This is a genomic window from Acholeplasma laidlawii PG-8A, assembly GCF_000018785.1.
Classification (GTDB): domain Bacteria; phylum Bacillota_I; class Bacilli_A; order Acholeplasmatales; family Acholeplasmataceae; genus Acholeplasma; species Acholeplasma laidlawii.
Genome location: NC_010163.1, coordinates 962,139 through 982,916, shown reverse-complemented (window position 1 = coordinate 982,916; position 20,778 = coordinate 962,139). Strand labels below are relative to the sequence as shown.

The 20,778-nt window shown below is 31.8% G+C and carries 24 protein-coding genes, 1 tRNA gene and 2 pseudogenes; 26 read left to right on the top strand and 1 reads right to left on the bottom strand.

Annotation, left to right across the window (positions count from 1 at the left end):
• Positions 1–22: 22 nt before the first annotated feature.
• The 24 genes and pseudogenes from ACL_RS04745 to ACL_RS07595 all read left to right on the top strand — a co-directional run bounded on the left by ACL_RS04745 (position 23) and on the right by ACL_RS07595 (position 19,380).
• Positions 23–337 (top strand): antibiotic biosynthesis monooxygenase family protein, encoded by a 315-nt coding sequence (locus ACL_RS04745; protein WP_012242900.1) that lies wholly within the window; start codon positions 23–25, stop codon positions 335–337.
• Positions 334–1,311: an ABC transporter permease gene (locus ACL_RS04740; protein ID WP_012242899.1), complete on the top strand. Its 978-nt coding sequence runs from the start codon at positions 334–336 to the stop codon at positions 1,309–1,311. Before ACL_RS04745 ends, ACL_RS04740 begins: the two co-directional genes overlap by 4 nt.
• On the top strand, positions 1,304–2,299 hold the full coding sequence (locus ACL_RS04735) for an iron chelate uptake ABC transporter family permease subunit (RefSeq protein ID WP_049751959.1): 996 nt from the start codon (positions 1,304–1,306) through the stop codon (positions 2,297–2,299). The genes ACL_RS04740 and ACL_RS04735 overlap by 8 nt, the downstream gene beginning before the upstream one ends.
• Complete coding sequence (locus ACL_RS04730; RefSeq protein ID WP_012242897.1) at positions 2,296–3,090, top strand: iron ABC transporter ATP-binding protein; 795 nt, start codon at positions 2,296–2,298, stop codon at positions 3,088–3,090. The genes ACL_RS04735 and ACL_RS04730 overlap by 4 nt, the downstream gene beginning before the upstream one ends.
• Complete coding sequence (locus ACL_RS04725; RefSeq protein ID WP_012242896.1) at positions 3,087–4,286, top strand: ABC transporter substrate-binding protein; 1,200 nt, start codon at positions 3,087–3,089, stop codon at positions 4,284–4,286. The genes ACL_RS04730 and ACL_RS04725 overlap by 4 nt, the downstream gene beginning before the upstream one ends.
• Before the next feature lie 106 nt (positions 4,287–4,392).
• Positions 4,393–4,629 (top strand): preprotein translocase subunit SecG, encoded by a 237-nt coding sequence (gene secG / locus ACL_RS04720; RefSeq protein WP_012242895.1) that lies wholly within the window; start codon positions 4,393–4,395, stop codon positions 4,627–4,629.
• A gap of 54 nt (positions 4,630–4,683) precedes the next feature.
• Complete coding sequence (locus tag ACL_RS04715) at positions 4,684–5,367, top strand: RsmE family RNA methyltransferase (RefSeq protein ID WP_012242894.1); 684 nt, start codon at positions 4,684–4,686, stop codon at positions 5,365–5,367.
• 80 nt (positions 5,368–5,447) lie between these two features.
• A complete protein-coding gene (rpsU, locus tag ACL_RS04710) occupies positions 5,448–5,627 on the top strand; it encodes a 30S ribosomal protein S21 (protein ID WP_012242893.1) in 180 nt (59 codons plus the stop codon).
• A 191-nt stretch (positions 5,628–5,818) separates the two neighbouring features.
• Entirely contained in the window at positions 5,819–6,772 is a 954-nt protein-coding gene (locus tag ACL_RS04705; protein ID WP_012242892.1) for a PhoH family protein, read from the top strand.
• Entirely contained in the window at positions 6,762–7,175 is a 414-nt protein-coding gene (ybeY, locus tag ACL_RS04700) for an rRNA maturation RNase YbeY (protein WP_012242891.1), read from the top strand. The genes ACL_RS04705 and ybeY overlap by 11 nt, the downstream gene beginning before the upstream one ends.
• Positions 7,176–7,197: 22 nt before the next feature.
• Positions 7,198–7,590, top strand: coding sequence for a cytidine deaminase (cdd, locus tag ACL_RS04695; RefSeq protein WP_012242890.1), 393 nt, complete (start codon positions 7,198–7,200; stop codon positions 7,588–7,590).
• Positions 7,590–8,477: a GTPase Era gene (gene era, locus ACL_RS04690; protein ID WP_012242889.1), complete on the top strand. Its 888-nt coding sequence runs from the start codon at positions 7,590–7,592 to the stop codon at positions 8,475–8,477. Before cdd ends, era begins: the two co-directional genes overlap by 1 nt.
• Positions 8,478–8,479: 2 nt before the next feature.
• Entirely contained in the window at positions 8,480–9,127 is a 648-nt protein-coding gene (recO, locus tag ACL_RS04685; RefSeq protein ID WP_012242888.1) for a DNA repair protein RecO, read from the top strand.
• A 12-nt stretch (positions 9,128–9,139) separates the two neighbouring features.
• Positions 9,140–10,510 carry a glycine--tRNA ligase gene (locus ACL_RS04680; RefSeq protein WP_012242887.1) on the top strand — a complete coding sequence of 457 codons (1,371 nt, stop codon included), beginning with the start codon at positions 9,140–9,142 and terminating at the stop codon, positions 10,508–10,510.
• Between the two features lie 25 nt (positions 10,511–10,535).
• Positions 10,536–12,263, top strand: a complete 1,728-nt coding sequence (dnaG, locus tag ACL_RS07295; RefSeq protein WP_012242886.1) for a DNA primase — start codon at positions 10,536–10,538, stop codon at positions 12,261–12,263.
• Complete coding sequence (gene rpoD / locus ACL_RS04670; protein WP_012242885.1) at positions 12,260–13,519, top strand: RNA polymerase sigma factor RpoD; 1,260 nt, start codon at positions 12,260–12,262, stop codon at positions 13,517–13,519. The genes dnaG and rpoD overlap by 4 nt, the downstream gene beginning before the upstream one ends.
• On the top strand, positions 13,516–14,136 hold the full coding sequence (locus ACL_RS04665; protein ID WP_012242884.1) for a tRNA (adenine(22)-N(1))-methyltransferase: 621 nt from the start codon (positions 13,516–13,518) through the stop codon (positions 14,134–14,136). Before rpoD ends, ACL_RS04665 begins: the two co-directional genes overlap by 4 nt.
• Positions 14,137–14,212: 76 nt before the next feature.
• Positions 14,213–15,073, top strand: a pseudogene (locus tag ACL_RS07530) (ABC transporter permease); the annotation flags it as partial.
• Positions 15,074–15,223: 150 nt separating this feature from the next.
• Positions 15,224–15,964, top strand: a pseudogene (locus ACL_RS07525) (ABC transporter ATP-binding protein); the annotation flags it as partial.
• Positions 15,961–17,772, top strand: coding sequence for an ABC transporter ATP-binding protein (locus ACL_RS04655; RefSeq protein WP_012242883.1), 1,812 nt, complete (start codon positions 15,961–15,963; stop codon positions 17,770–17,772). The pseudogene ACL_RS07525 and the gene ACL_RS04655, both read left to right, overlap by 4 nt.
• 54 nt (positions 17,773–17,826) lie before the next feature.
• A tRNA-Arg gene (locus ACL_RS04650) sits at positions 17,827–17,903 on the top strand.
• A gap of 269 nt (positions 17,904–18,172) precedes the next feature.
• Positions 18,173–18,490 (top strand): transposase, encoded by a 318-nt coding sequence (locus tag ACL_RS04645; protein ID WP_041634117.1) that lies wholly within the window; start codon positions 18,173–18,175, stop codon positions 18,488–18,490.
• A 104-nt stretch (positions 18,491–18,594) separates the two neighbouring features.
• Positions 18,595–19,197 carry an IS3 family transposase gene (locus tag ACL_RS07285; RefSeq protein ID WP_111724347.1) on the top strand — a complete coding sequence of 201 codons (603 nt, stop codon included), beginning with the start codon at positions 18,595–18,597 and terminating at the stop codon, positions 19,195–19,197.
• On the top strand, positions 19,198–19,380 hold the full coding sequence (locus ACL_RS07595; protein ID WP_049751955.1) for an IS3 family transposase: 183 nt from the start codon (positions 19,198–19,200) through the stop codon (positions 19,378–19,380).
• A 293-nt stretch (positions 19,381–19,673) separates the two neighbouring features.
• Here ACL_RS07595 and ACL_RS07570 read toward each other — a convergent pair whose 3' ends face one another.
• Positions 19,674–19,799, bottom strand: coding sequence for a hypothetical protein (locus tag ACL_RS07570; protein WP_269460506.1), 126 nt, complete (start codon positions 19,797–19,799; stop codon positions 19,674–19,676).
• Between the two features lie 421 nt (positions 19,800–20,220).
• On the opposite strand from ACL_RS07570, the gene ACL_RS07590 reads away from it, so the two are divergent.
• Both ACL_RS07590 and ACL_RS04625 read left to right on the top strand, forming a co-directional pair.
• Positions 20,221–20,526, top strand: a complete 306-nt coding sequence (locus ACL_RS07590; protein ID WP_081423662.1) for a methionine adenosyltransferase domain-containing protein — start codon at positions 20,221–20,223, stop codon at positions 20,524–20,526.
• On the top strand, positions 20,492–20,776 hold the full coding sequence (locus tag ACL_RS04625) for an HNH endonuclease (RefSeq protein ID WP_012242880.1): 285 nt from the start codon (positions 20,492–20,494) through the stop codon (positions 20,774–20,776). The genes ACL_RS07590 and ACL_RS04625 overlap by 35 nt, the downstream gene beginning before the upstream one ends.
• Positions 20,777–20,778 lie beyond the last annotated feature (2 nt).

Genomic DNA, 20,778 nt, shown 5'->3' with positions numbered 1-20,778 from the left:
GAACGAAAGGAAATTGAATATTATGTATGTAGTTGTACGTACCATGAAGGTGAAAAAAGGTCACCAGGAAGATGTCGTTAAGCGCTTTAGCGAACGAAACCTAATGTCTAAGTCCGAAGGTTATGTGAAATCTTTTTTATTGTTAGATAGTAAACATAAGGATTATGACTTGTTTAGGCAAGAGATTTATTGGAAAGATAAACGCGCTTTTTTTGTTTGGGAGGGCTCTCCTGAGCATATAGCGATGCATAAAGCTAAAAAAGAAGCAGGTCATGAAAGACCAGAAGAGATACTTGAAGTAGCTCGTGAAACCTACGAGGTTGTAGCGGAAATATGATTAAGCTAAGACGTACAGTAAGTGTATTTGTCTTAATTATATTGATTGTATTATCTTTAAGTATTGATGCAAGAAAAGATGTGAACTTATGGACTTTGTTTAAATTCACACCTGAAACCATTGAAATTTTACTCATTTCTAGAATACCTAGAACTTTAACAATTATTTTAAGTGCATCAGCATTAAGTGTTGCAGGTTTAATTATGCAATCAGTTGCAAAGAATAAATTTGTTTCCCCTGGAGTTATTGGAACAACCCAAGCAGCTACGCTAGGTGTATTAGTAGCATACCTATTTTTCCCTGGTTTAGCACTATGGGTACAGTTTATTTTTTCATTTGTAACATCACTTATAGCAAGTTTAATATTTATTACATTCTTAAGCAAAATACAGTTTAAAAACGAAGTTTATGTGCCCTTAATAGGCATGATGTTTGGTGCTTTAATTAGTTCCTTTTCTATTGTTGTAGCACAGTCAACGAACACACTTCAATTCTTAAATAGTATTGGCGTTGGTAGTTTTACCAATAAAACCATTGGCACTTATGAGATGGTTTATTTTGTTGTTCCAGCACTTCTTGTAGCAATTATTTACGCAAGTGAGTTTAATATAGTCTCTTTAGGTAAGGATTTTGCGAATAACTTAGGTGTTAACTACAATAAAGTGATTACTTTAGGCATCATTATTGTTGCAGTCATTACAGCATCCACATTTATTGTAGTTGGTCCACTACCTTTCTTAGGTTTGATTATCCCTAATTTAGTATCTTTATACTACAGAGATCACTTAAAGAAAAGTATCTTTGATTTAATGATTTTTGGAAGTATCTTTGTCTTAGTTTGTGACATTTTAGCCCGTATAGTTTTATTTATACTTACAGGATATAACTTTGAAATAGCTGTAGGTTTTGTAATGGGTATTGTTGGTTCCGTGATTTTCTTATATCTACTATTAAGGAAGACAAAACATGCTTAAAACATATAAATTTTGGGTTATGGTTACCCTTGTAGCTATCTTGCTATATTTAAGTGTTTGGATGGTTTCTCAATATGATGTCATTGTTTTTAGTTTAAATGATCCAGATAGAGCACCCTTATTTTTAAAAACAATGCTCACCATCTTTCAAAGAAGATCTGTTCAAATTGTTGCCCTTTTAATTGCAGCAATACTTATTTCTTTAGCCACTACTGTATTTCAAACACTAACACAAAATAGAATTATTACACCAAGTTTATTAGGGTTTGATAGTATCTTTGTAGTCACACAAACAACACTTGTGTATTTTGCAAGTATGTCAAAATTTGTAGTAAACCCTATACTTAATTTTTTGATTACAGTCTTACTCATGGTTGGCATAACACTTTTAATGTACAAAACGATTTTAAGAAAACACAGAAACAATATTTTATTATTACTATTAGTTGGTATGGTCATTTCAACACTTGCCTCAAACTATGCATCATTCTTGCAAATACTTATGAATCCTACAGAGTTTCAAGTGATTACAAGTTTAACCAATGTATCTGTTGTCAATATTAATTCAACTTTGACACTCATTGCACTACCGGTTGCAGTAGCTACTACAATTTACTTTTATAGTAAAACTTATGTATATGATGTCATGGCACTAGGTATGAGTCATGCGATGAATTTAGGTATTGATTATAAAAGGCAAACACATATTGATTTAATATTTATCTCTATCGCCATTGCACTTACAACAGCACTTGTTGGTCCGTTATCATTTTTAGGACTCATCGCTGTAAATATAGCTAAAGAACTTTATGATAAATATCACCATAAACATATATTTATCTTATCTAGTTTAATTGCAGTTGTTGTATTAATTCTAGGTCAATCGATCGTAGAATTAATCGGCTTTAAAACAGTGGTCACCACCTTCATTAGTTTATTTGGTGGTATCTACATGATTTATCTCATCATAAAGGAGCATAAAATATGATTATATTAGAAAACATTCACCAAAGCTATGGTAATAAAGAAGTCTTAAAAAATATTAGTCTTACCATTCCTGAAGGCAAAATAACAGGGATTATTGGACCAAATGGTGCTGGTAAAACTACACTTTTTAATGTCATTAGTAGAGTTATCCAATCTAAATCTGGAAAAATTCAAATAGATGGTGTGGATATCTTAGACAGTAAAATGAATTTATCAAAACAAATAGCTGTACTTAAACAAGCAAATCACTTTAATTTAAAACTTACAAGTTATGAACTGATCTCCTTTGGTAGATATCCGCATTCTAAAGGTAAAATCACTAAAGAAGATAAAAAGATGATTGATCAAATGATTTCTTATTTAAGTTTAGAAGAAATAAAAGATCAACATATTGATACCTTAAGTGGTGGTCAACTACAACGTGTATTACTCGCCATGGTCTTGGTACAAGATACTAAATATATTATGTTAGATGAACCACTTAATAACCTAGATATGAAACATGGTGTTGAGATGATGTTGTTACTACAAAAGTTTGTTGATGAATTAGGTAAAACAATTGTAGTAGTCATGCATGACATTAATATTGCATCTACATTTTGTGAACATGTAGTTGCAATTAAAGATGGTGAAATCTATTTTGAAGGTCCATCAGAAAACCTGATGGTAGAAAAAACTTTAAATAGTATTTATGATTCTAATTTCTGTATAAGAGAAGTAGATGGTAAACGTATATGTATTTACCACAAAAATGAAGTCATTTTTAATGAAGGCGAAAGTGAAAAAATATGAAAAAACTAATAATTAACACATTACTTATTGTAATGATTACGATACTTACAGCTTGTAACCCCTTATCTGGGGGCAGTGGTATCAAAACAATTGAGTTTATCGATAGTGGAGATACACCTATTGAAACCTATGAAGTAGCATACGGTAGTAAACTAGAAGCACCTGATGCGCCTACCTACTTAGATTATGAGTTTGATGGATGGTATGAAGATTCAAGATATACCAAACCGTGGAACTTTGACACACATACAGTAAAAAAAGACACAAAACTTTATGCTAAGTGGTTAACTACAATCACACAAACAGTCTCTATTCAAGTAGGTTTTAATAGTTCAAATGAACCGGTTTATGAAAAACAAGTCACTTTATCTAAAGTGAATGTCAATCCCAAAGTGGTTGTAACATTTGCATTAGAAGTTGTAGATATTTTTCAATCTGTAGGATTTGATAAGACCGGTATTACATTCTTTGGTTTACCGAAATCTAACTTACCAGCATCGATTAGCGCATTTGAATCTAATAAATATCCAAATACTGGTACATTATTTGAACCTAATTATGATACTTTAGATCTTATGATGCCTGACTTGATTATACTTGGTGGAAGAAGTGCTAATCTTTATACATCACTTAAACAAAAGTATCCTAATACAGATATCATCGATGTATCCAATTCAACATTTAGTTTTGGAAAACTAAATGAAGTGATGGATACACTTAAACTAGTTTTTCCAAATATTAGTGAAGAACTTACAAACAAACAAAACTTAATTGATGCTAAGTTAAGTGCTCTACAATCTAAAGTCAATGGACAAAATGCATTATTTTTACAAGTGAATGGAGACCAAATATCTGTATTTGGTGCTGGTTCAAGATATGGTGTTATATATAATGAATTTAAATTTATGCCAAGTGATCCAGGCTTACAAACACTTGAAACACATGGTAATGTAGTAAGTTTTGAATATGTTTCAGAAGTAAATCCTCAAATTATATTCTTAATGGATAGATCTGCTGCAATTGGTTCAACTGGTGCACTTGATCAAATCATGAATAATGCACTCATAAAAAATACAACTGCAGGTAAAAACAGTGATATTTATGTATTAGATCCAATCAGTTGGTATATCTTACCGGGTGGTGTAGAATCTACGCTAAAGATGATAGAAGATATTGAACAAATATTTAATAAATAAGTTTGTTTTTGTATGAAATGTGTTATAATTATAGGACAAAAGCTTATTGACATATGCGCTCTAAGTTTGTTATAATAGTTAGGGTTTATTAAAAGGAGTATGTAATATGCAATTTCCAGACTGGGTAATATTTATAGCAAGTATACTAATGATTGGTATATCTGCACTACAAAGTTCAAAAGACGATGTAATGAGTGCTTTTACAGGTAATAATTCTGAATTATTCAGAAATAAAAAAGTACAAGGTCCTGATGTGTTCTTCAATAGAGCAATGTTAATTATAAGTATATTATTTTTTGCTATGATTCTTTGGAGTAACAATATCGATAGATTCTTTATGTAATTATAAATTAGGTATTCCAAATGGAATACCTATTTTTATTTAAGAAGGTAGATTATGCAAAGATATTTTTTAGATCATAAAAATAAAATAGATAAAGACGATGTGCATCATATATTAAACGTGATGCGTTTTAAGTCTGGTACGGTAGTTGAGGTTTGTGGGATATCAGGATGTTACTTAGCTACCCTAGAAATTCAACATAAAGAAGTGGGTTTTTTAACAACAGAAAAATTAGATGATAACCCACCACTTAACGTAACTATTGTTCAAGGTCTACCTAAAGGTGATAAGATGGATACTGTTACAAAGTATGCGACACTCTTTCAAGCAAAGTCGATTATATTTGTTGCTATGAAAAGAAGTATTGCCAAACTATCTAACGTTGATCACAAATTATCAAGATTAAATAAGATTGCAAAAGAGGCAGCAGAACTATCCAAAAGAAGTACCTTACCTCATATTCAATTACTTGAAAATTTAAAAGATATAAACACTGATGGTAAACAACTTGTTTTACTAGATGAATTAGAAAGAGTTTATAATATAAAGGATTTCATCAAAGATCATGGTAATAAAGACTTAATTGTCATTGTTGGTCCTGAAGGTGGAATTGATGAAACAGAAAGAAACGCATTAGTTGAGCGTGGAGCAATCACTGTAAGTTTAGGACAATCCATTTTACCTACTGAATTAGCACACATTCCAATACTAAATGCATGTTTATTAACAAAAATTTAAAAACCTTTTGACATCTATAGAAAAATGCATTATAATAATAAAGGTTTGATGAATCAAACATAACGGGAGGAGGGCAGATTATGTCTAAAACAGAAGTACGTAAAGGTGAGACGATAGAAGATACACTACGTCGTTTTAAGCGCACCGTAAGTAAAGATGGAACTCTCGTAGAGGCTCGTAAACGCGAATATTATATTAAACCAGGCGTTGATCGTCGTATGAAAGCTAAAGCAGCTAAAACAAAGAAGAAAAAAAGATAAGCTAAAATTCCTTTAAAAACACCTTAAATCAAGGTGTTTTTTTGACCCCTGGACCCAATTAAGGGTAATTCACTATAAATTTATGTATATTTAACTTAAAAGAGATGTTTTTTGTAGTATTTGGCTACTTGTAAGTGCAATTTATGCGCATTTAAGGTAAAATATATATAGACAAAAATGGAGGATTATGCATGAAATTAAACCTGAATGTCCATCACGTTGAAACACTACAACTTTTAGTTGGAATTGAAGATAAAAACTTAAAAGTTTTCAAATCTCATTATGGTTTCGATGTATCGATACATGATGGTCAAATTGTCGTAGACGCAAAAGAGTCTGACCGTGTATTATTAGAAAATATATTTAGAACGCTTATTTTACTTGCTGAGCATAAAATCATCTTAACTGAAAGAGATGTCTTATATATTATTAAGATGGCTGAGCAAGACAGATTAGAAAACATCTTAGATCTTTATAAATCTCAAAAGAAAATATTGATTTCTGATCAAGGTAAGTCCATAGTTCCTAAAACATTTAACCAAAGAGCTTATAGTGATGCACTTATGAAATATCCTTTGGTATTTGGAGTAGGACCTGCTGGTACTGGTAAAACGTATTTAGCAGTTGCTCATGCGGTTGCTGCACTCAAAAAAGGTTTAGTTAAAAAGTTAGTATTAACAAGACCAGCAGTTGAAGCAGGTGAATCTCTTGGGTTTTTACCAGGTGATTTAAAAGAAAAGGTAGATCCTTATTTAATACCATTATATGATGCTTTATACGATTTTTTAGGGATTGCAACGACGAACAGCTTAATGGAGCGAGGTATCATTGAAGTTGCACCACTTGCATATATGCGAGGGCGTACACTTGAAAATGCATTTGTGATACTAGATGAGGCGCAAAACACTACAGAAACTCAAATGAAAATGTTTCTAACAAGATTAGGGTTTTCAAGTTATATGGTAGTAACAGGAGATCCATCGCAAGTCGATTTGGGGTATAGAAATAAATCAGGGCTTAAACAAGCATTAGAAATACTAAGTGATATTGATGATGCAAAAATCATTCAATTTGAAAAGGTTGACGTCATACGTCACCCATTAGTACAAAAAATACTAGAAAGATATGAACAAAATGGAAGTTAATTATTTTAACCAATATAAAGAAGAAACAACACAATTTGAAGTTATATTAGAAACTGTTTTTAAAGACATCAAAGAAGAAAAATCTATGCAAGTAATTTTTGTTGATAACGATCAAATTAGAGATATCAATAAAATGTATAGAAACATCGATAAACCAACCGATGTTATTTCATTTCCAAATGATGATGAAAAAGATGACTCATTAGGAGATATCTTCATAAGTATTGATCAAGCTAAAATTCAAGCGCTTGACTATGGTCACACATTAGAACGTGAAATTGGATTTTTAGCAGTTCATGGTTATCTACATCTACTTGGGTATGATCATCATACCGAAGCAGAAGAAAAAGAAATGTTCACACTTCAAGAAGAAATACTAAACAAAGCAAATTTAAAAAGATAAATAATAGAAAGAAGGCCCATTTATGAATTTAGAAGCCGCAAAACAAGCTAGACTTAAAGCCTATGTACCATACTCAAGATTTAAAGTTGGTGCAGCAATCGTATTAAACGATGGCACAATCATCCACGGAGCAAATATTGAAAACAGTAGTTTCGGATTAACTTCCTGTGCTGAAAGAAATGCATTATTTTCATTAATCTCACAAGGTTATGACCCAAAAGAAATTAAAGAAATTACAATTATTGGTGGATCTAAAGGACCAATCTCACCTTGTGGCGCATGCAGACAAGTCATGAGTGAACTTATTCCTAAAAATACAAAAATCTATTTAGCAAACTTAGAAGACGAAATTTATGAAACATCAGTAAATGAATTATTACCTTTCGGGTTTGATTTAGATAAAGACCGCGTCTAATGGCATCAAAATCAGGATTTATTGCCATTATAGGCAAACCTAATGTAGGTAAATCAACATTAATCAACGCACTTATCGGTGAAAAAATAGCTATTACATCACCTAAGGTTCAAACGACACGTTTTAGAATCACAGGTATTTTAAATGAGGGTGAAAATCAATTTGTTTTTATTGATACACCAGGTATGCATAAACCTTATCACGGTTTAGGTAAATCTATGGATAAGTCTGCAACAGATGCATTAATGGATGCAGATGCCATTATGTGGGTTGTAGATCAAACGTATAGAAGAACTGATGAAATTATTCTAGAGCGTATTAAACATAGTCATTTACCTGTTATCTTAGTCATCAATAAGATTGATACATTAGAAAATAAGGCAGAGATTGATAAAATTATCATTTCATTCTTAAAAGTGCATGAATTTAAACATATCGTACCTATTTCAGCTAAAGACCAAACACATTTAACACAACTTAAAGAAACATTAGTTGAGTATTTAGTTGAAGGTCCGCATTACTATCCAGATGATTATGTCACAGACCAAACTGATGAATCTCGTATGACAGAAATCATAAGAGAACGTATCTTATACTATACGGAACAAGAAGTACCGCATAGTGTTGCTGTTATGCTTGAATCATTTAAGTTTAATGAAGAACTTAACACGATGGATATTGATGCTTTAATCATTGTAGAACGTGATAGTCAAAAAGGGATATTAATCGGTAAAAATGGTGAAAAATTAAAACGTATTGGTACAGAAGCTAGAAAAGAAATCAATAAGATCTTCGACATGAAGATACATCTTTCTTTATGGGTTAAGGTAAAAAAAGATTGGCGTAATGACCCAACTACTGTATCACGTTATGGTTATGGTAAATAAGTATGGAAGGCATCGTATACAAACAACAAAGTTATTTAGAAAATGACAGGTTATTATTTGTATATACGAAACTTGGACGTATAACATTAGTAGCAAAAGGAAGTCAAAAAATGACTTCAAACATACGTAATGTTGCACAGTATTTAAATCTTATTTATTTTAAAGAAGTACCCAATAAAAACATGTATGCACTCGTTGAAGGTAAAACCTTAAATGATTTTCAAAACATCAAATCAGATTTTGATCTCATGACTCAAGCAAGCATCTTATTTGATTTATTAGGGTTTGTGTCGGACAATGATGATCATGAATCAATTTATACATTACTAGAAGGTGCTTTGTTACATTATTCAAAAGAATCAATACTTTCTTTTGGATTTAAACTACTTAGGTATTTAGGGTATCAAATATCGTTAAAACCTGATGGTAGAAGAGTCAAAGGTGTCAACATTAAAACAGCTTCAATTGTTTATGAAAAAGAACCGTATGTTGCAAATATTGATGTACATCAAACAACATTATTAGTTCGATTGACTTATCTGGATTATGATAAAATAGATACAATTGATGAAATAAATTATAGAGAATTAAAAGAATTTATGTATGCGTATTATGAATACCATACAGATCACAAATTAACGCGCAAATAAGGAGTATGTCATATGGTTACATTAGAGTATTTAGTACAATACGCAAAACAAACAGGTTACATCTTTCAAGGCTCTGAAATCTATGGTGGGCTTGCAAATACTTGGGATTACGGTCCTCTAGGTTCATTATTAAAGAAAAATATTAAAGAAGCTTGGACGCAAAAGTTTATTCGTCAAGCGCCTAATGTGGTTCAACTAGATTCTTCAATTCTATTAAACCCATTAGTATGGCAAGCTAGTGGTCACTTAAGTGGTTTTTCAGACCCATTAATTGAAAATAAAACATCTAATCAAAGATACCGTGCTGACAAATTAATTTTAGAGCACGATCCGACTCAAAATCCAGATGGCTGGAGTGATGAGAAGATGTATCAATATATTATGGATCATAAAATCAAAGACCCAGTGTCTAAAACAAGTGATTGGTTACCAATTAGAAAGTTTAATATGATGTTTAAAACTTTCCAAGGGGTTGTAGAAGAAACTGCAAATGAAGTGTATCTTCGTCCAGAAACAGCTCAAGGTATCTTTATTAACTTTAAAAATATCCAACGTGCACAACGTCTTAAAGTGCCATTTGGTGTTGCTCAAATTGGTAAGAGTTTTAGAAATGAAATTACACCAGGTAACTTCACATTTAGAACGAGAGAATTTGAACAAATGGAATTAGAGTTTTTCTGTAAACCAGGTACTGAAATCCAGTGGTTTGATTACTGGTTAGACAGAATGCTTAAATTCTTAACATCCCTTGGTGTAAAAGAAGAAAGTTTGCGTGCTGAACCACATGCTAAGGAAGCACTAAGTCACTATTCAAATGCTACAACAGATATCGAATTTAAATATCCGTGGGGTTTTGATGAACTTTGGGGTATTGCAAGTCGTACAAACTTTGACCTTAAGAGTCATCAAGACTTAAGTAAGGAAGATATGTCTTATCTAGATCCTGAAACCAATGAAAGATACATTCCTTATGTCGTAGAACCATCCGTTGGTGTTGAAAGACTATTATTAGTATTCTTATTAAATGGTTTAGAAGAAGAAACTTTAGAAAATGGTGATGTAAGACAAGTCTTAAAACTACATCCAAAACTTGCACCATATAAAGCTGCTATCTTACCACTTGTACGTAAAGAACATAGTCAAAAAGCTAGAGAAATTCATGAAATGTTAAGTGAAAACCTAGATGTTGTTTACGATGAAACACAAAATATTGGTAAAAGATATCGTCGTCAAGACGCGATTGGAACGCCATTTTGTATTACAGTTGATCATCAAACAATGGATGATGATACAGTAACTATTAGACACCGTGATTCTATGGAGCAATCTCGTATTGCAATTAAAGACATCGAACAATTTATTCAACAAGCAACTAAATTTTAATCTATTCATCTGAAAGGACATCCATATGCAAGATAATATCTATCAAAAAATTAATGAACAAACAGATATCGTTGCATTAGTCTCCAAATATGTAGACTTAACCAAACGTGGTAAAAACTACATGGGACTATGTCCTTTTCATGATGAAAAAACACCATCATTTTCTGTAACACCAGAAAAGAATATAGCATTTTGTTTTGGCTGTAAAAAAGGTGGTGCACCGATAACTTTCTTAGCTCAAATTAAAAACATTAGTAATGCAGATGCAGCAAAGGAATTAGCCCAAGAACTGGGTATTGAATTTGGTCAAACTAAAGTTCAAAATAATCCTTTTAAACATCTACATGATGTCATGAATGATGCAGCTAGTTTTTATCAGTTTGCGCTTAAGAACTCTGAATCCGGTAAATTAGCCTATGACTATTTAACAAATAGACAGTTAAGTGATGAGTTAATTCATCACTTTGAAGTGGGTTATGCACCAGATCAAATAGATAGTTTATATAAAATGCTAAGATCTAAAAATCATAGTGTTAGTGACATGATGAGTTTAGGTTTAGTTAAACAAAATGAAGAAGGTCACTATTACGATGTATTTAGAAATCGTATCACTTTTCCGATTAAAGATGAACATGGTCAGATTATTGCCTTTTCAGGAAGAACTTTAAATAAAAATGAGAAAGCTAAATACATTAACTCAACTGAAACACCAATCTTTAAAAAAGGGTTAACACTCTATCACTATTTTGAAAGTATTAGACCAGTAGTTAAGCAAAAACATGTGATTCTACATGAAGGTTTCTTCGACGTTTTTGCATCCTATAAGGCAGGTTTTGAAGCAAGTGTTGCAACTATGGGAACTGCAATTACAAGTGATCAAGCAAAATTGATTAGACGTATTACAGATCATGTAGTGATTGCATATGACGGAGATAACCCTGGTATACAAGCTACCCTTCATGCAATACCTATTTTAAAACGTCAGGGACTAAGTATTTCCATATTAAATTTACCAAATAAAATGGATCCGGATGATTTTGTTTTAAAACATGGTGTAGATAAATATCAAGCACTCTTTAACAAACTTCTTGACCCAGTCCAATTTGGATATATATACTATCAAAAAGATAAAGACTTTAAAAAGTCAGATGATATTACAAAGTTTAAGCAAGAAATGAAGCAGTTATTAGTTGGAAGTGATCCGACCATCATTGATTTATACGAGAGAAGATCATTTGATGAGTTAGGCATACAACTACTTATTAATGAACATAGTTCATCACTTCCAGTCAAACAAAAACCTATTGATAGGAAAGTCATAAGTCGTGCTGAACGTTCTATTGATATCATCATTATGGATTTACTTAAACAGCGTAAATATCTAGATAAGATTAGACATAGTATTTTATTAACAGATATTACAGACCCTAAAAAACGTGAACTTTATAAAGATTTAATGAATTATTATGAGATTAATTCGGATGATGCATTAAACCTTGAAGCATTTAAAATGGGATATACTAAAGAAATAGAATTAGTTGAAACATATTGTAAATCAACAGACTATTGTAAAAACTTATTAATTCAAAATGATAAAACACTCAATGATATATTAGTACATTTTCAAAATTATAAGAAACAATTAGAAATACAATCCTTAATAAAGAAAACAGAGTCCATAACGGACCATCTTGAAATGAATCGCACCTTAAAGGCGATTGATGAACTCAGAAAGCAGGTAAAAATAAAATGAGTCAAAAAGATATCATAAAGAAGTTAGTTAAAAAAGCAGGTAAGAAAAAGTCATTAGTTCAATCCGATTTAATTGAGTTTGCTGATTTAAATTCCCCTGAATATTATGAAATAGAAAAAGAATTATCAGATCTAGAAATTGATGTATTACTGGATGATGAAGAAGAAGAGGTTGATGTTCAAGAAAATCCCCTTTTTGATGATGAAGACATTGAAGTAGAGTTAGAAGTTGAAGATGAACCAGATGAGTTTTCACTATCTAGTTTAGAAGTTGAAGAAGTTGAAGAAGAAGAACTTCTAAATATTGACGCGATTCCTTCAAGTATTAAAGTAGATGATCCTGTACGTATGTACTTAAAAGAAATTGGTCAAATTCCATTACTAAATATTGATGATGAAAGAAAATATGCAATCATGGTTTACCAAGGTCGTGTAGCTTTAGAACAACTTGAGGCAGTAAGAAATGGCGAAGTAGATTTATCAGATGAAGATGTGCAATCATTAGAAGATACAATTAGAAAAGGTCATTATGCTAAAGAAAAATTAGTTGAAGCTAACTACCGTTTAGTTGTAAGTATTGCTAAAAAATATACACAACGTGGTTTATTATTTCTAGACCTTATTCAAGAAGGTAATATGGGTCTTATGCGTGCTGTGGATAAATTTGATTATGAAAAAGGATTTAAATTTTCAACATATGCAACATGGTGGATTCGCCAAGCGATTACTAGAGCGGTAGCCGATCAGGCAAGAACAATCCGTATTCCTGTTCATATGGTTGAAACAATTAATAAAATGATTCGTATTCAACGTCAATTAGTTCAAGAATTAGGACGAGATGCAACGATTGAAGAAATCGCTGAAAAGATGGATATTACTCCTGAAAAAGTTCAAAACATCCAAAGAATTGCAAAAGAACCAATCTCACTTGAAGCACCAGTTGGTGAAGAAGAAGATTCTTCATTAGGGGATTTTATTAGCGATCCAAATGCTTTAAATCCACATGATTATATGATGCAAGAAATGGTTAAGAAAACCTTAGATGAAGTTTTAGAAACATTAACTGACAGAGAAGAAAAGGTCCTAAGATTACGTTATGGCCTATTAGATGGTAAAACACACACACTTGAAGAAGTGGGGCGTGAGTTTGGTGTTACACGTGAACGTATCCGTCAAATTGAAGCTAAAGCATTAAGAAAATTACGTAGTCCTCAACGTCAAAATAAATTAAAAGAATTTTATATTACAAGAAAATGAATCGCATAGCATTTATAGGTGAACTTACAAAAGGTTATGAAACTGTTATAGATATAGGTAGTGACCATGGTCTTGTCTTAAAGTATGCTCTAGACCATAAATATATAAAACATGCAGTAGCCTCTGATATTAATAAGGGTCCACTTAATCACGCAAAAAAAAATCTAGCAGGTTATCCTGTTAGGTTTTATTTATCTGATGGATTTAAAAGTGTAGATAAAGACTATAATCTTGCAGTGATTACTGGTATGGGTCCACATTTAATTATCGATATACTAAAAGAAGTTATGCACTTAGAGGACAAAACCTATATTCTAGGCGCCAATGAAAAAATTGAGGTGCTTAGAACTTGGTTAAGCAATAACGGCTTTAATATCGTTGATGAGTATGTGATATTTGATGGTTTTTACTACGTCTTCTTAAAGGTAGTTAAAGGTAGTATGACGTTAACTGAAGAAGACATATACCTAGGACCTAAACTTAAAACAAAAAAGGAAGCACAGGCTTATTTTAAGCATAAATACAACCATTACTTAGATTTATCGAAAAAAGCTAAGGGTGAAAAGTTAGTTGAGATTGAAAAAACGCTACAACTTTTTTCTAACGTTATAAAATAAAAGTCTTATAAGGTATAACCTTATAGATTTTTGGTATAATGTTCATCAAGACATATAGAAAGTAGATGCATAATTTATGATTAAATCTTTTCGATTTTTAAAACCCTATTTTGGATGGGTCATATTAATCTTTATATTAGTAGCTTTAAGAGCAGTTATGACTTTAGCACTACCTGCACTTTTGGGTGAACTCATTAATGATATTACAAGTTCTAGCTTAACTGAAACAGAAAAATACCAAAGTCTAATGACCAATGGTCTTTTAATGTTAGGATCAACTATCATTGGGATCGTAGCTATTTTATTTTCTGGCTATCTAGAATCCAGAGTATCTAGTGCATATGGTAGAGATTTAAGAAATGCTTTATATAGTAAGGTTCAAACATTTTCTTTAAATGAGATGGATAAGTTTACAACCTCATCACTAATTACTCTTACAACTAATGATATTCAATCACTACAAATGATGCTAGCACAGCTCATGCGTAGTGTGATTATGGCGCCTATTATGGCAGTGGGTGGGATTGTCATGGCGTTTGTATTAAGCCCTAATTTAACCGTATTCTTATTTATATCGGTTGCAGTTATTATATTATTCTTAACAATACTTTTATTAGTTGTAATGCCTTAATTTAAAATTATTCAAAGACTAATTGATAAGATGAACTTAGTGACACGCGAAAACTTAAGTGGATTACGTGTTGTACGTGCTTATAACACACAAAAAATACAAGCTCAAAAATCAAAAGATGTAGCTAAAGATTCCATGAAGAGAAACATATTTGTACAACGTATTTTTAATACGATTTGGCCAGTTTTAGGTCTTTTAATGCAATTGACGACTGCAATGTTATACTATGTTGCAGTATCTAATGGAGTGATTGGCCAAGGTTCAGCATTTGAACCGGGTGATATATCCGCTATTGTACAATACGCATCACAAGCTTTAATGAACTTTATGTTTATTACAATGATTTTAACAATGATTCCACGTGCTGCAATATCAGCAAGACGTATCATGGATGTGATTGATGCTGATGTATTAATCAAAGATCCAGTTCACCCAGAATCCATTCACGATGTCATGGGTAAAGTTGAATTTGAAAACGTGAGTTTCCAATATCCTGGAGCTGATGAACCAGTATTAAGTCACATCTCACTTACTGCAAATCCAGGTGAAGTCACTGCGTTTATTGGTTCAACAGGTAGTGGTAAATCAACCTTAATCAACTTAATTCCTAGATTTTATGATCCAACTGAAGGACGTATTTTATTAGATGGTAAAGATATAAAGACCTTCAATCAAAATGAATTCTTAAAGTATATTGGTTATGTACCTCAAAAGGGTAATTTATTTAAAGGTACCATAGCATCAAATATTGCTTTTGGTCAAGAAGAAATCAATATGGATGTTGTTGAAAAATCTGCTGAAATTGCTCAAGCATCCAATTTTATTGATCAAATGGATGGTAAATATGATGCACCAATTACTCAAGGTGGAACCAATGTTAGTGGTGGGCAACGCCAAAGGTTGTCGATTGCTAGAGCACTAGCAAAAGAGCCCAAAATTTATATATTTGATGATTCTTTTTCTGCACTTGATTATAAAACAGACATTAATTTAAGAAATGCACTTAAACAACATGTAGATGCAACAATTATTATTGTTGCTCAACGTATTAATAGTATTAAAAATGCAGACAAGATTGTAGTACTTGATAAAGGTAAAATAGTTGGCATGGGAAGTCATGAGGAGCTAATTAAGACCTCCAAAGTATATCTTGAAATAGCAGAATCTCAATTAAGTCAGGAGGAGCTTTCACGATGAATAGAAGACATAGTGCACATGAACCCGTTAAAGCTAATGACTTTTGGGGTACTCTAGGCAGGTTGTTAAATTATTTAAGTAAAGATAAGTGGATTGTCTTATCAGCTGCTTTATTTTCAGTTATTACAGCATTAATTACAGTATTTACGCCAATCTTGTCCGGTAAACTATTAACTTCAATTGAACTTATTTGGTCTGGTGCAGATGCCCAAGGTGTCATCGATTTATTTGGTATCTCACTTAATTTTAATGAGGTTTTAATAGGTCTTATTGTTACCGCATCTTTATCTTTTGTTTTTGGCTTAATGCAAGGTTACATGTTAATTGGTGTAACACAGCGTCTAACTTATAAGATGCGCTCAGATCTAGCTGATAAAATTAATACATTACCACTCAATTTCTTTGATAAGCACAAAGTTGGTGATGTGTTATCACGAGTAACAAATGATGTGGATATTATTAACCAAACTCTTACTCAAAGTATTTCAGAAATATTTAGATCCTTTACACTTGTCGTAAGTATTTTAATTATTATGTATATTATGCGATGGGATCTAGCAGTTATTACAACTATTGCTGTTATATTATCTTTATTTGTAGCATCTAAATTTGTTAAGTTATCTCAAAAATATTTTAGACAAGCAGCTAAAAATACAGGAGATATGAATGGACATATTGAAGAAATCTACCATGGTCATTTAGTTGTTAAAGTATTTAATCACCAAACTCAAGCTAAGCATGAGTTTGATGAAATTAATGATCGAATTTTTGAAACATCTTGGAAATCACAATTTGTATCATCTATTATGATTCCTATTCAATTTTTCTTTACAAATCTTTCATTTATTGCTATAGCAATTATTGGAGGTTATTTACTTATCACAGACCCTTCTTTCGAAGTTGGCTTTATTATGACATTTATCATGTATTCTAGACAGGTATCGATGCCAATTCAATCAATCGGTCAAACTGCATCCGTATTACAACAAACAGCTGCATCAGCAGAACGTATTTTCTTTATGATGGATGCAACTTCAGAACCAGATGAATCTGATAAACCTAATATTTTAACTAAAGTAAATGGGCACGTCGAATTTAAAAATGTTCATTTTAGGTATGTAGAAGATACGCCTGTCATACAAGGTTTATCTGCAGAAATAAAGCCAGGTCAAATGGTTGCTATTGTAGGTCCTACTGGTGCTGGTAAAACTACACTTGTTAATCTTTTGATGCGTTTTTATGAGATAGATAGTGGTTCTATCCTAATTGATGGTGTAGATATTAAAGACATGAAACGAGAAGAAGTTAGAAGCTATTTTGGAATGGTTTTACAAGATTCATGGATATTTGAAGGTACTGTACTAGATAACATTAAGTATGGTAATGAAGATGCAGCATTTGAAGCTGTTGAACAAGCTGCAAAAGCTGCACAAACAGATCATTTTATTCATTCTTTAGCAGATAATTATAATTTTAGATTATCGGAAGATGGATTAAATATCAGTCAAGGACAACGTCAACTCATAACCATTTCAAGAGCAATGTTAGCAGATAAACCAATGCTTATCTTAGATGAGGCAACCTCATCTGTAGATACTCGAACGGAAGTTCTAATTCAAAAGGCAATGGATCATCTTATGAAGGGGAGAACTGCGTTTGTTATTGCACACAGATTATCGACGATTCGTAACGCGGACATTATTTTTGTGGTAAAAAATGGTAACATAATTGAACAGGGAAATCACGAAGAACTTATAAAAAAAGATGGTTTTTACGCTCAATTATATAATTCACAATTTGAGTCATAAAAGGCTTTACATTCAGCAGTGAATAGGTTATAATAGTCATTGCTGAATAAGTGTGTCCGAATAGCTCAGCTGGATAGAGCAATAGCCTTCTAAGCTATCGGTCGGGGGTTCGAATCCCTCTTCGGACGCCATCATGGAATTAAATAATGCTACACTTCGGTGTGGCATTTTTTTATGCTTTTGAAGTATTGTTGATATATGTTTGAAGTAGCATTGAGAAGGAAAGGGAACTTTTATAAAAAATCCCCATATTTGTAAATTTTAGATTAAATTTTATTTTATTTACTAGCTTTAATCGAGGGTTGAATAAAGGCTATTCGAGATTTTAAGCATTTTTAAGGTGAACTGATACCAAAAACCTGTACTTAGTGTAAACTAATATATATGCAGGAGGCATCATATGAAGGATAAAAAGAAAAAGAATAGACTATGGAGCGGGGAATTCAAGTTAAAAGTCGTTTTAGACATCATTGAAAATGAACTCTCATACAGTCAAGCAGCACGAAAATATGATATGTATTTATCATCAAGAAGTTTAAATAATACATTACCTGCTAGATGGGTATATCAGTATAGACTTTATGGTAAAGAGCGTTTCTTTCAAACGCCCAAAGATTATCGTAAGAATCCAGTTAGAAATTTCCATACACCATCTAAAGAGGTTGAAGAAAGTTTAGAACTCAAAGTTAAACACTTAGAAATGGAACTTGAATACTAGAAAATTACTTATTGCCAAAGTTTAAGAAACAGGAACGAACGAACAAAAATACCAAGTAGTCAAGGAATTAAGGCGAAAATATGCATTGAAAGATCTAACTTCTAATATCTGGACTTCCCAAGTCTGTTTATTATTACTATGAACATCATAAGAAGACAGATAAATATCACGATATAAAGATACTTATTTCAGAGATTTTTGAAGCGAGTAATCGCACATATGGCTATAGACGTATTAAACTCGCCCTTCAAAACCTCTATCAGGTCAAAATAGCCTATAAGACCGTTGTAAAGATCATGGAAGAACTACATATCGTCTGCAAGGTAAGAAAAAAGAGATATCGCTATATCTCTCACATATCAAACAAAATTATACCCAATCTACTTAAAAGAGACTTTAAAAAGGATGAACCTAATATAGCGTGGGTCACAGATGTATCAGAGTTTAGATTCAATCGCAAAAATTTATATATATCGGTCATTCAAGATCTTTACAATGGTGAAGTCAAAGCATACCAAATTTCTAGGAGTCAAAATCAAGACTTGATTCTAAAAACTCTTAAGAAAGCAATCAACCCAAATGAAGACTTATCAAAGCTTCTCATACACTCTGATCAGGGTATCTTATATCAATCCCCTAAATATCGTAATTACCTTAAAAAATCATCATTTGTGCAATCCATGAGTGCTAAAGGTAACGCTTATTAAATGTCAGTCATAGAAAGTTTCTTTGGGACACTTAAGTGTGAAACAATCTATTTACAAAAGGTTAAATCATTGGCTGACTTAATTCGAACTATTAATGGATATATCTATTGGTATAATCACGAAAGAATTAAACTTACGCTAGGCGGGTATTCACCTATCCAATATAGACTCATGAATCAATAAATGATATAATAACTACAAAGAACATAAAGTACAAGAAAATGGTATCAATTCAAAAAGGTGATCAAAATGAAAAAAGATAACAAGTATTTTAACCGATTCATATATACTATTATGTTCCAACATGTATTTCATCTATTAGTGTTGATTGCTTCTATATATAATGTAGATACACCGCTACTCCACCGAAATGTTTTAGTGTTAGGAACCTATTTTACTGCCATTACATTTTTGATAAGCATATTCTTATTGTTTATATCATTTAGTAAAGAGAAAATAAGCTTTTGGAAAAAAAATTATGCAGTTCTTTCATATCTACCATCATTAGTTTTATTAGTTGCTTCACTTCTTATTATTAATACATACACTATTCCAGTATTGACTATATCAATTGTTCTTGTGGTGACTATTACTGTTCTCATTGGAATTTATATCTCTATCAAAAAGAGGATTTGATCCTCTTTTTTATTAGTGAAAATAAGGTATACTTTATCTATAAAACTAACAAGGATAAGATAAAACGAACAACATAGAAATAGCACTTAAGGGGATTAAAATTGCATCTAATTTATTAAATATAACTGAACCAAGTATCTATTTTGTTAGTTCAGATGAACTACCTAATAAAGAAGTAACTGCGGTCTTTAGACATAAGAATTATGAAGTGATTTTTAATGAAGATTGGTTAGCGGAAGTTCCGTGGATCGAAGTAATGGTTACTTGTTTTCATGAGACTAGACATGCTTATCAAGCTTACTCAGTTAAGAACAGGATAAATGAATCGAAAGAAACATTAACCAAATGGGGAAATGATTTTAATACCTATAATATACCCAGTGGGACATTAGACAAGAAAATGGTATCAATTCAATTGGCTTAGCAGAGCCAGTTTCTTTATACATTGATACCTTTGGAACAGGAAAGCTTAGTGATGAGGATTTATTATACTTATTAAAAGTATATTTTGATTTTACATCTTCAAACATTAGAAAAGAACTTGAACTTGATAAGGTTAAGTTTTCATCACTCTCTGCATTTGGTCATGTCGGAAGAGATGACTTAAATGTTAAATGGGAAAAGACTGAATCAAAAGCAAATGAACTAAGTGAAGCATATGGCAAAGCCAAAAGAACTGCACAGGTTTTATAAATCGAAGGCTTGGCAACTTGCTCGAACAATAAAAATAAACGCCACACAAGGCAAGTGTGAGCGATGTGGTGGCGTAGGTGAAGAGGTACACCATCAAATAAGATTAACTCTTTCTAATCTTGGTGATACAAGTATTAGTTTAGATCAAAAGAATCTAGAATTGTTATGTAGAGATTGTCATAACCAGGAACATGGAAGGTTTAAGAAAAAAGAAGTATTATTTGATGATGATGGTAATTTTATGGGTTGATT

Coding starts and splice junctions, on each gene's coding strand:
- ACL_RS04745 (WP_012242900.1), top strand. CDS start 23: ATGTATGTAGTTGTACGTACCATGAAGGTGAAAAAAGGTCACCAGGAA.
- ACL_RS04740 (WP_012242899.1), top strand. CDS start 334: ATGATTAAGCTAAGACGTACAGTAAGTGTATTTGTCTTAATTATATTG.
- ACL_RS04735 (WP_049751959.1), top strand. CDS start 1,304: ATGCTTAAAACATATAAATTTTGGGTTATGGTTACCCTTGTAGCTATC.
- ACL_RS04730 (WP_012242897.1), top strand. CDS start 2,296: ATGATTATATTAGAAAACATTCACCAAAGCTATGGTAATAAAGAAGTC.
- ACL_RS04725 (WP_012242896.1), top strand. CDS start 3,087: ATGAAAAAACTAATAATTAACACATTACTTATTGTAATGATTACGATA.
- secG (WP_012242895.1), top strand. CDS start 4,393: ATGCAATTTCCAGACTGGGTAATATTTATAGCAAGTATACTAATGATT.
- ACL_RS04715 (WP_012242894.1), top strand. CDS start 4,684: ATGCAAAGATATTTTTTAGATCATAAAAATAAAATAGATAAAGACGAT.
- rpsU (WP_012242893.1), top strand. CDS start 5,448: ATGTCTAAAACAGAAGTACGTAAAGGTGAGACGATAGAAGATACACTA.
- ACL_RS04705 (WP_012242892.1), top strand. CDS start 5,819: ATGAAATTAAACCTGAATGTCCATCACGTTGAAACACTACAACTTTTA.
- ybeY (WP_012242891.1), top strand. CDS start 6,762: ATGGAAGTTAATTATTTTAACCAATATAAAGAAGAAACAACACAATTT.
- cdd (WP_012242890.1), top strand. CDS start 7,198: ATGAATTTAGAAGCCGCAAAACAAGCTAGACTTAAAGCCTATGTACCA.
- era (WP_012242889.1), top strand. CDS start 7,590: ATGGCATCAAAATCAGGATTTATTGCCATTATAGGCAAACCTAATGTA.
- recO (WP_012242888.1), top strand. CDS start 8,480: ATGGAAGGCATCGTATACAAACAACAAAGTTATTTAGAAAATGACAGG.
- ACL_RS04680 (WP_012242887.1), top strand. CDS start 9,140: ATGGTTACATTAGAGTATTTAGTACAATACGCAAAACAAACAGGTTAC.
- dnaG (WP_012242886.1), top strand. CDS start 10,536: ATGCAAGATAATATCTATCAAAAAATTAATGAACAAACAGATATCGTT.
- rpoD (WP_012242885.1), top strand. CDS start 12,260: ATGAGTCAAAAAGATATCATAAAGAAGTTAGTTAAAAAAGCAGGTAAG.
- ACL_RS04665 (WP_012242884.1), top strand. CDS start 13,516: ATGAATCGCATAGCATTTATAGGTGAACTTACAAAAGGTTATGAAACT.
- ACL_RS04655 (WP_012242883.1), top strand. CDS start 15,961: ATGAATAGAAGACATAGTGCACATGAACCCGTTAAAGCTAATGACTTT.
- ACL_RS04645 (WP_041634117.1), top strand. CDS start 18,173: ATGAAGGATAAAAAGAAAAAGAATAGACTATGGAGCGGGGAATTCAAG.
- ACL_RS07595 (WP_049751955.1), top strand. CDS start 19,198: ATGTCAGTCATAGAAAGTTTCTTTGGGACACTTAAGTGTGAAACAATC.
- ACL_RS07570 (WP_269460506.1), bottom strand. CDS start 19,799: ATGAGAACAGTAATAGTCACCACAAGAACAATTGATATAGTCAATACT.
- ACL_RS04625 (WP_012242880.1), top strand. CDS start 20,492: ATGGCAAAGCCAAAAGAACTGCACAGGTTTTATAAATCGAAGGCTTGG.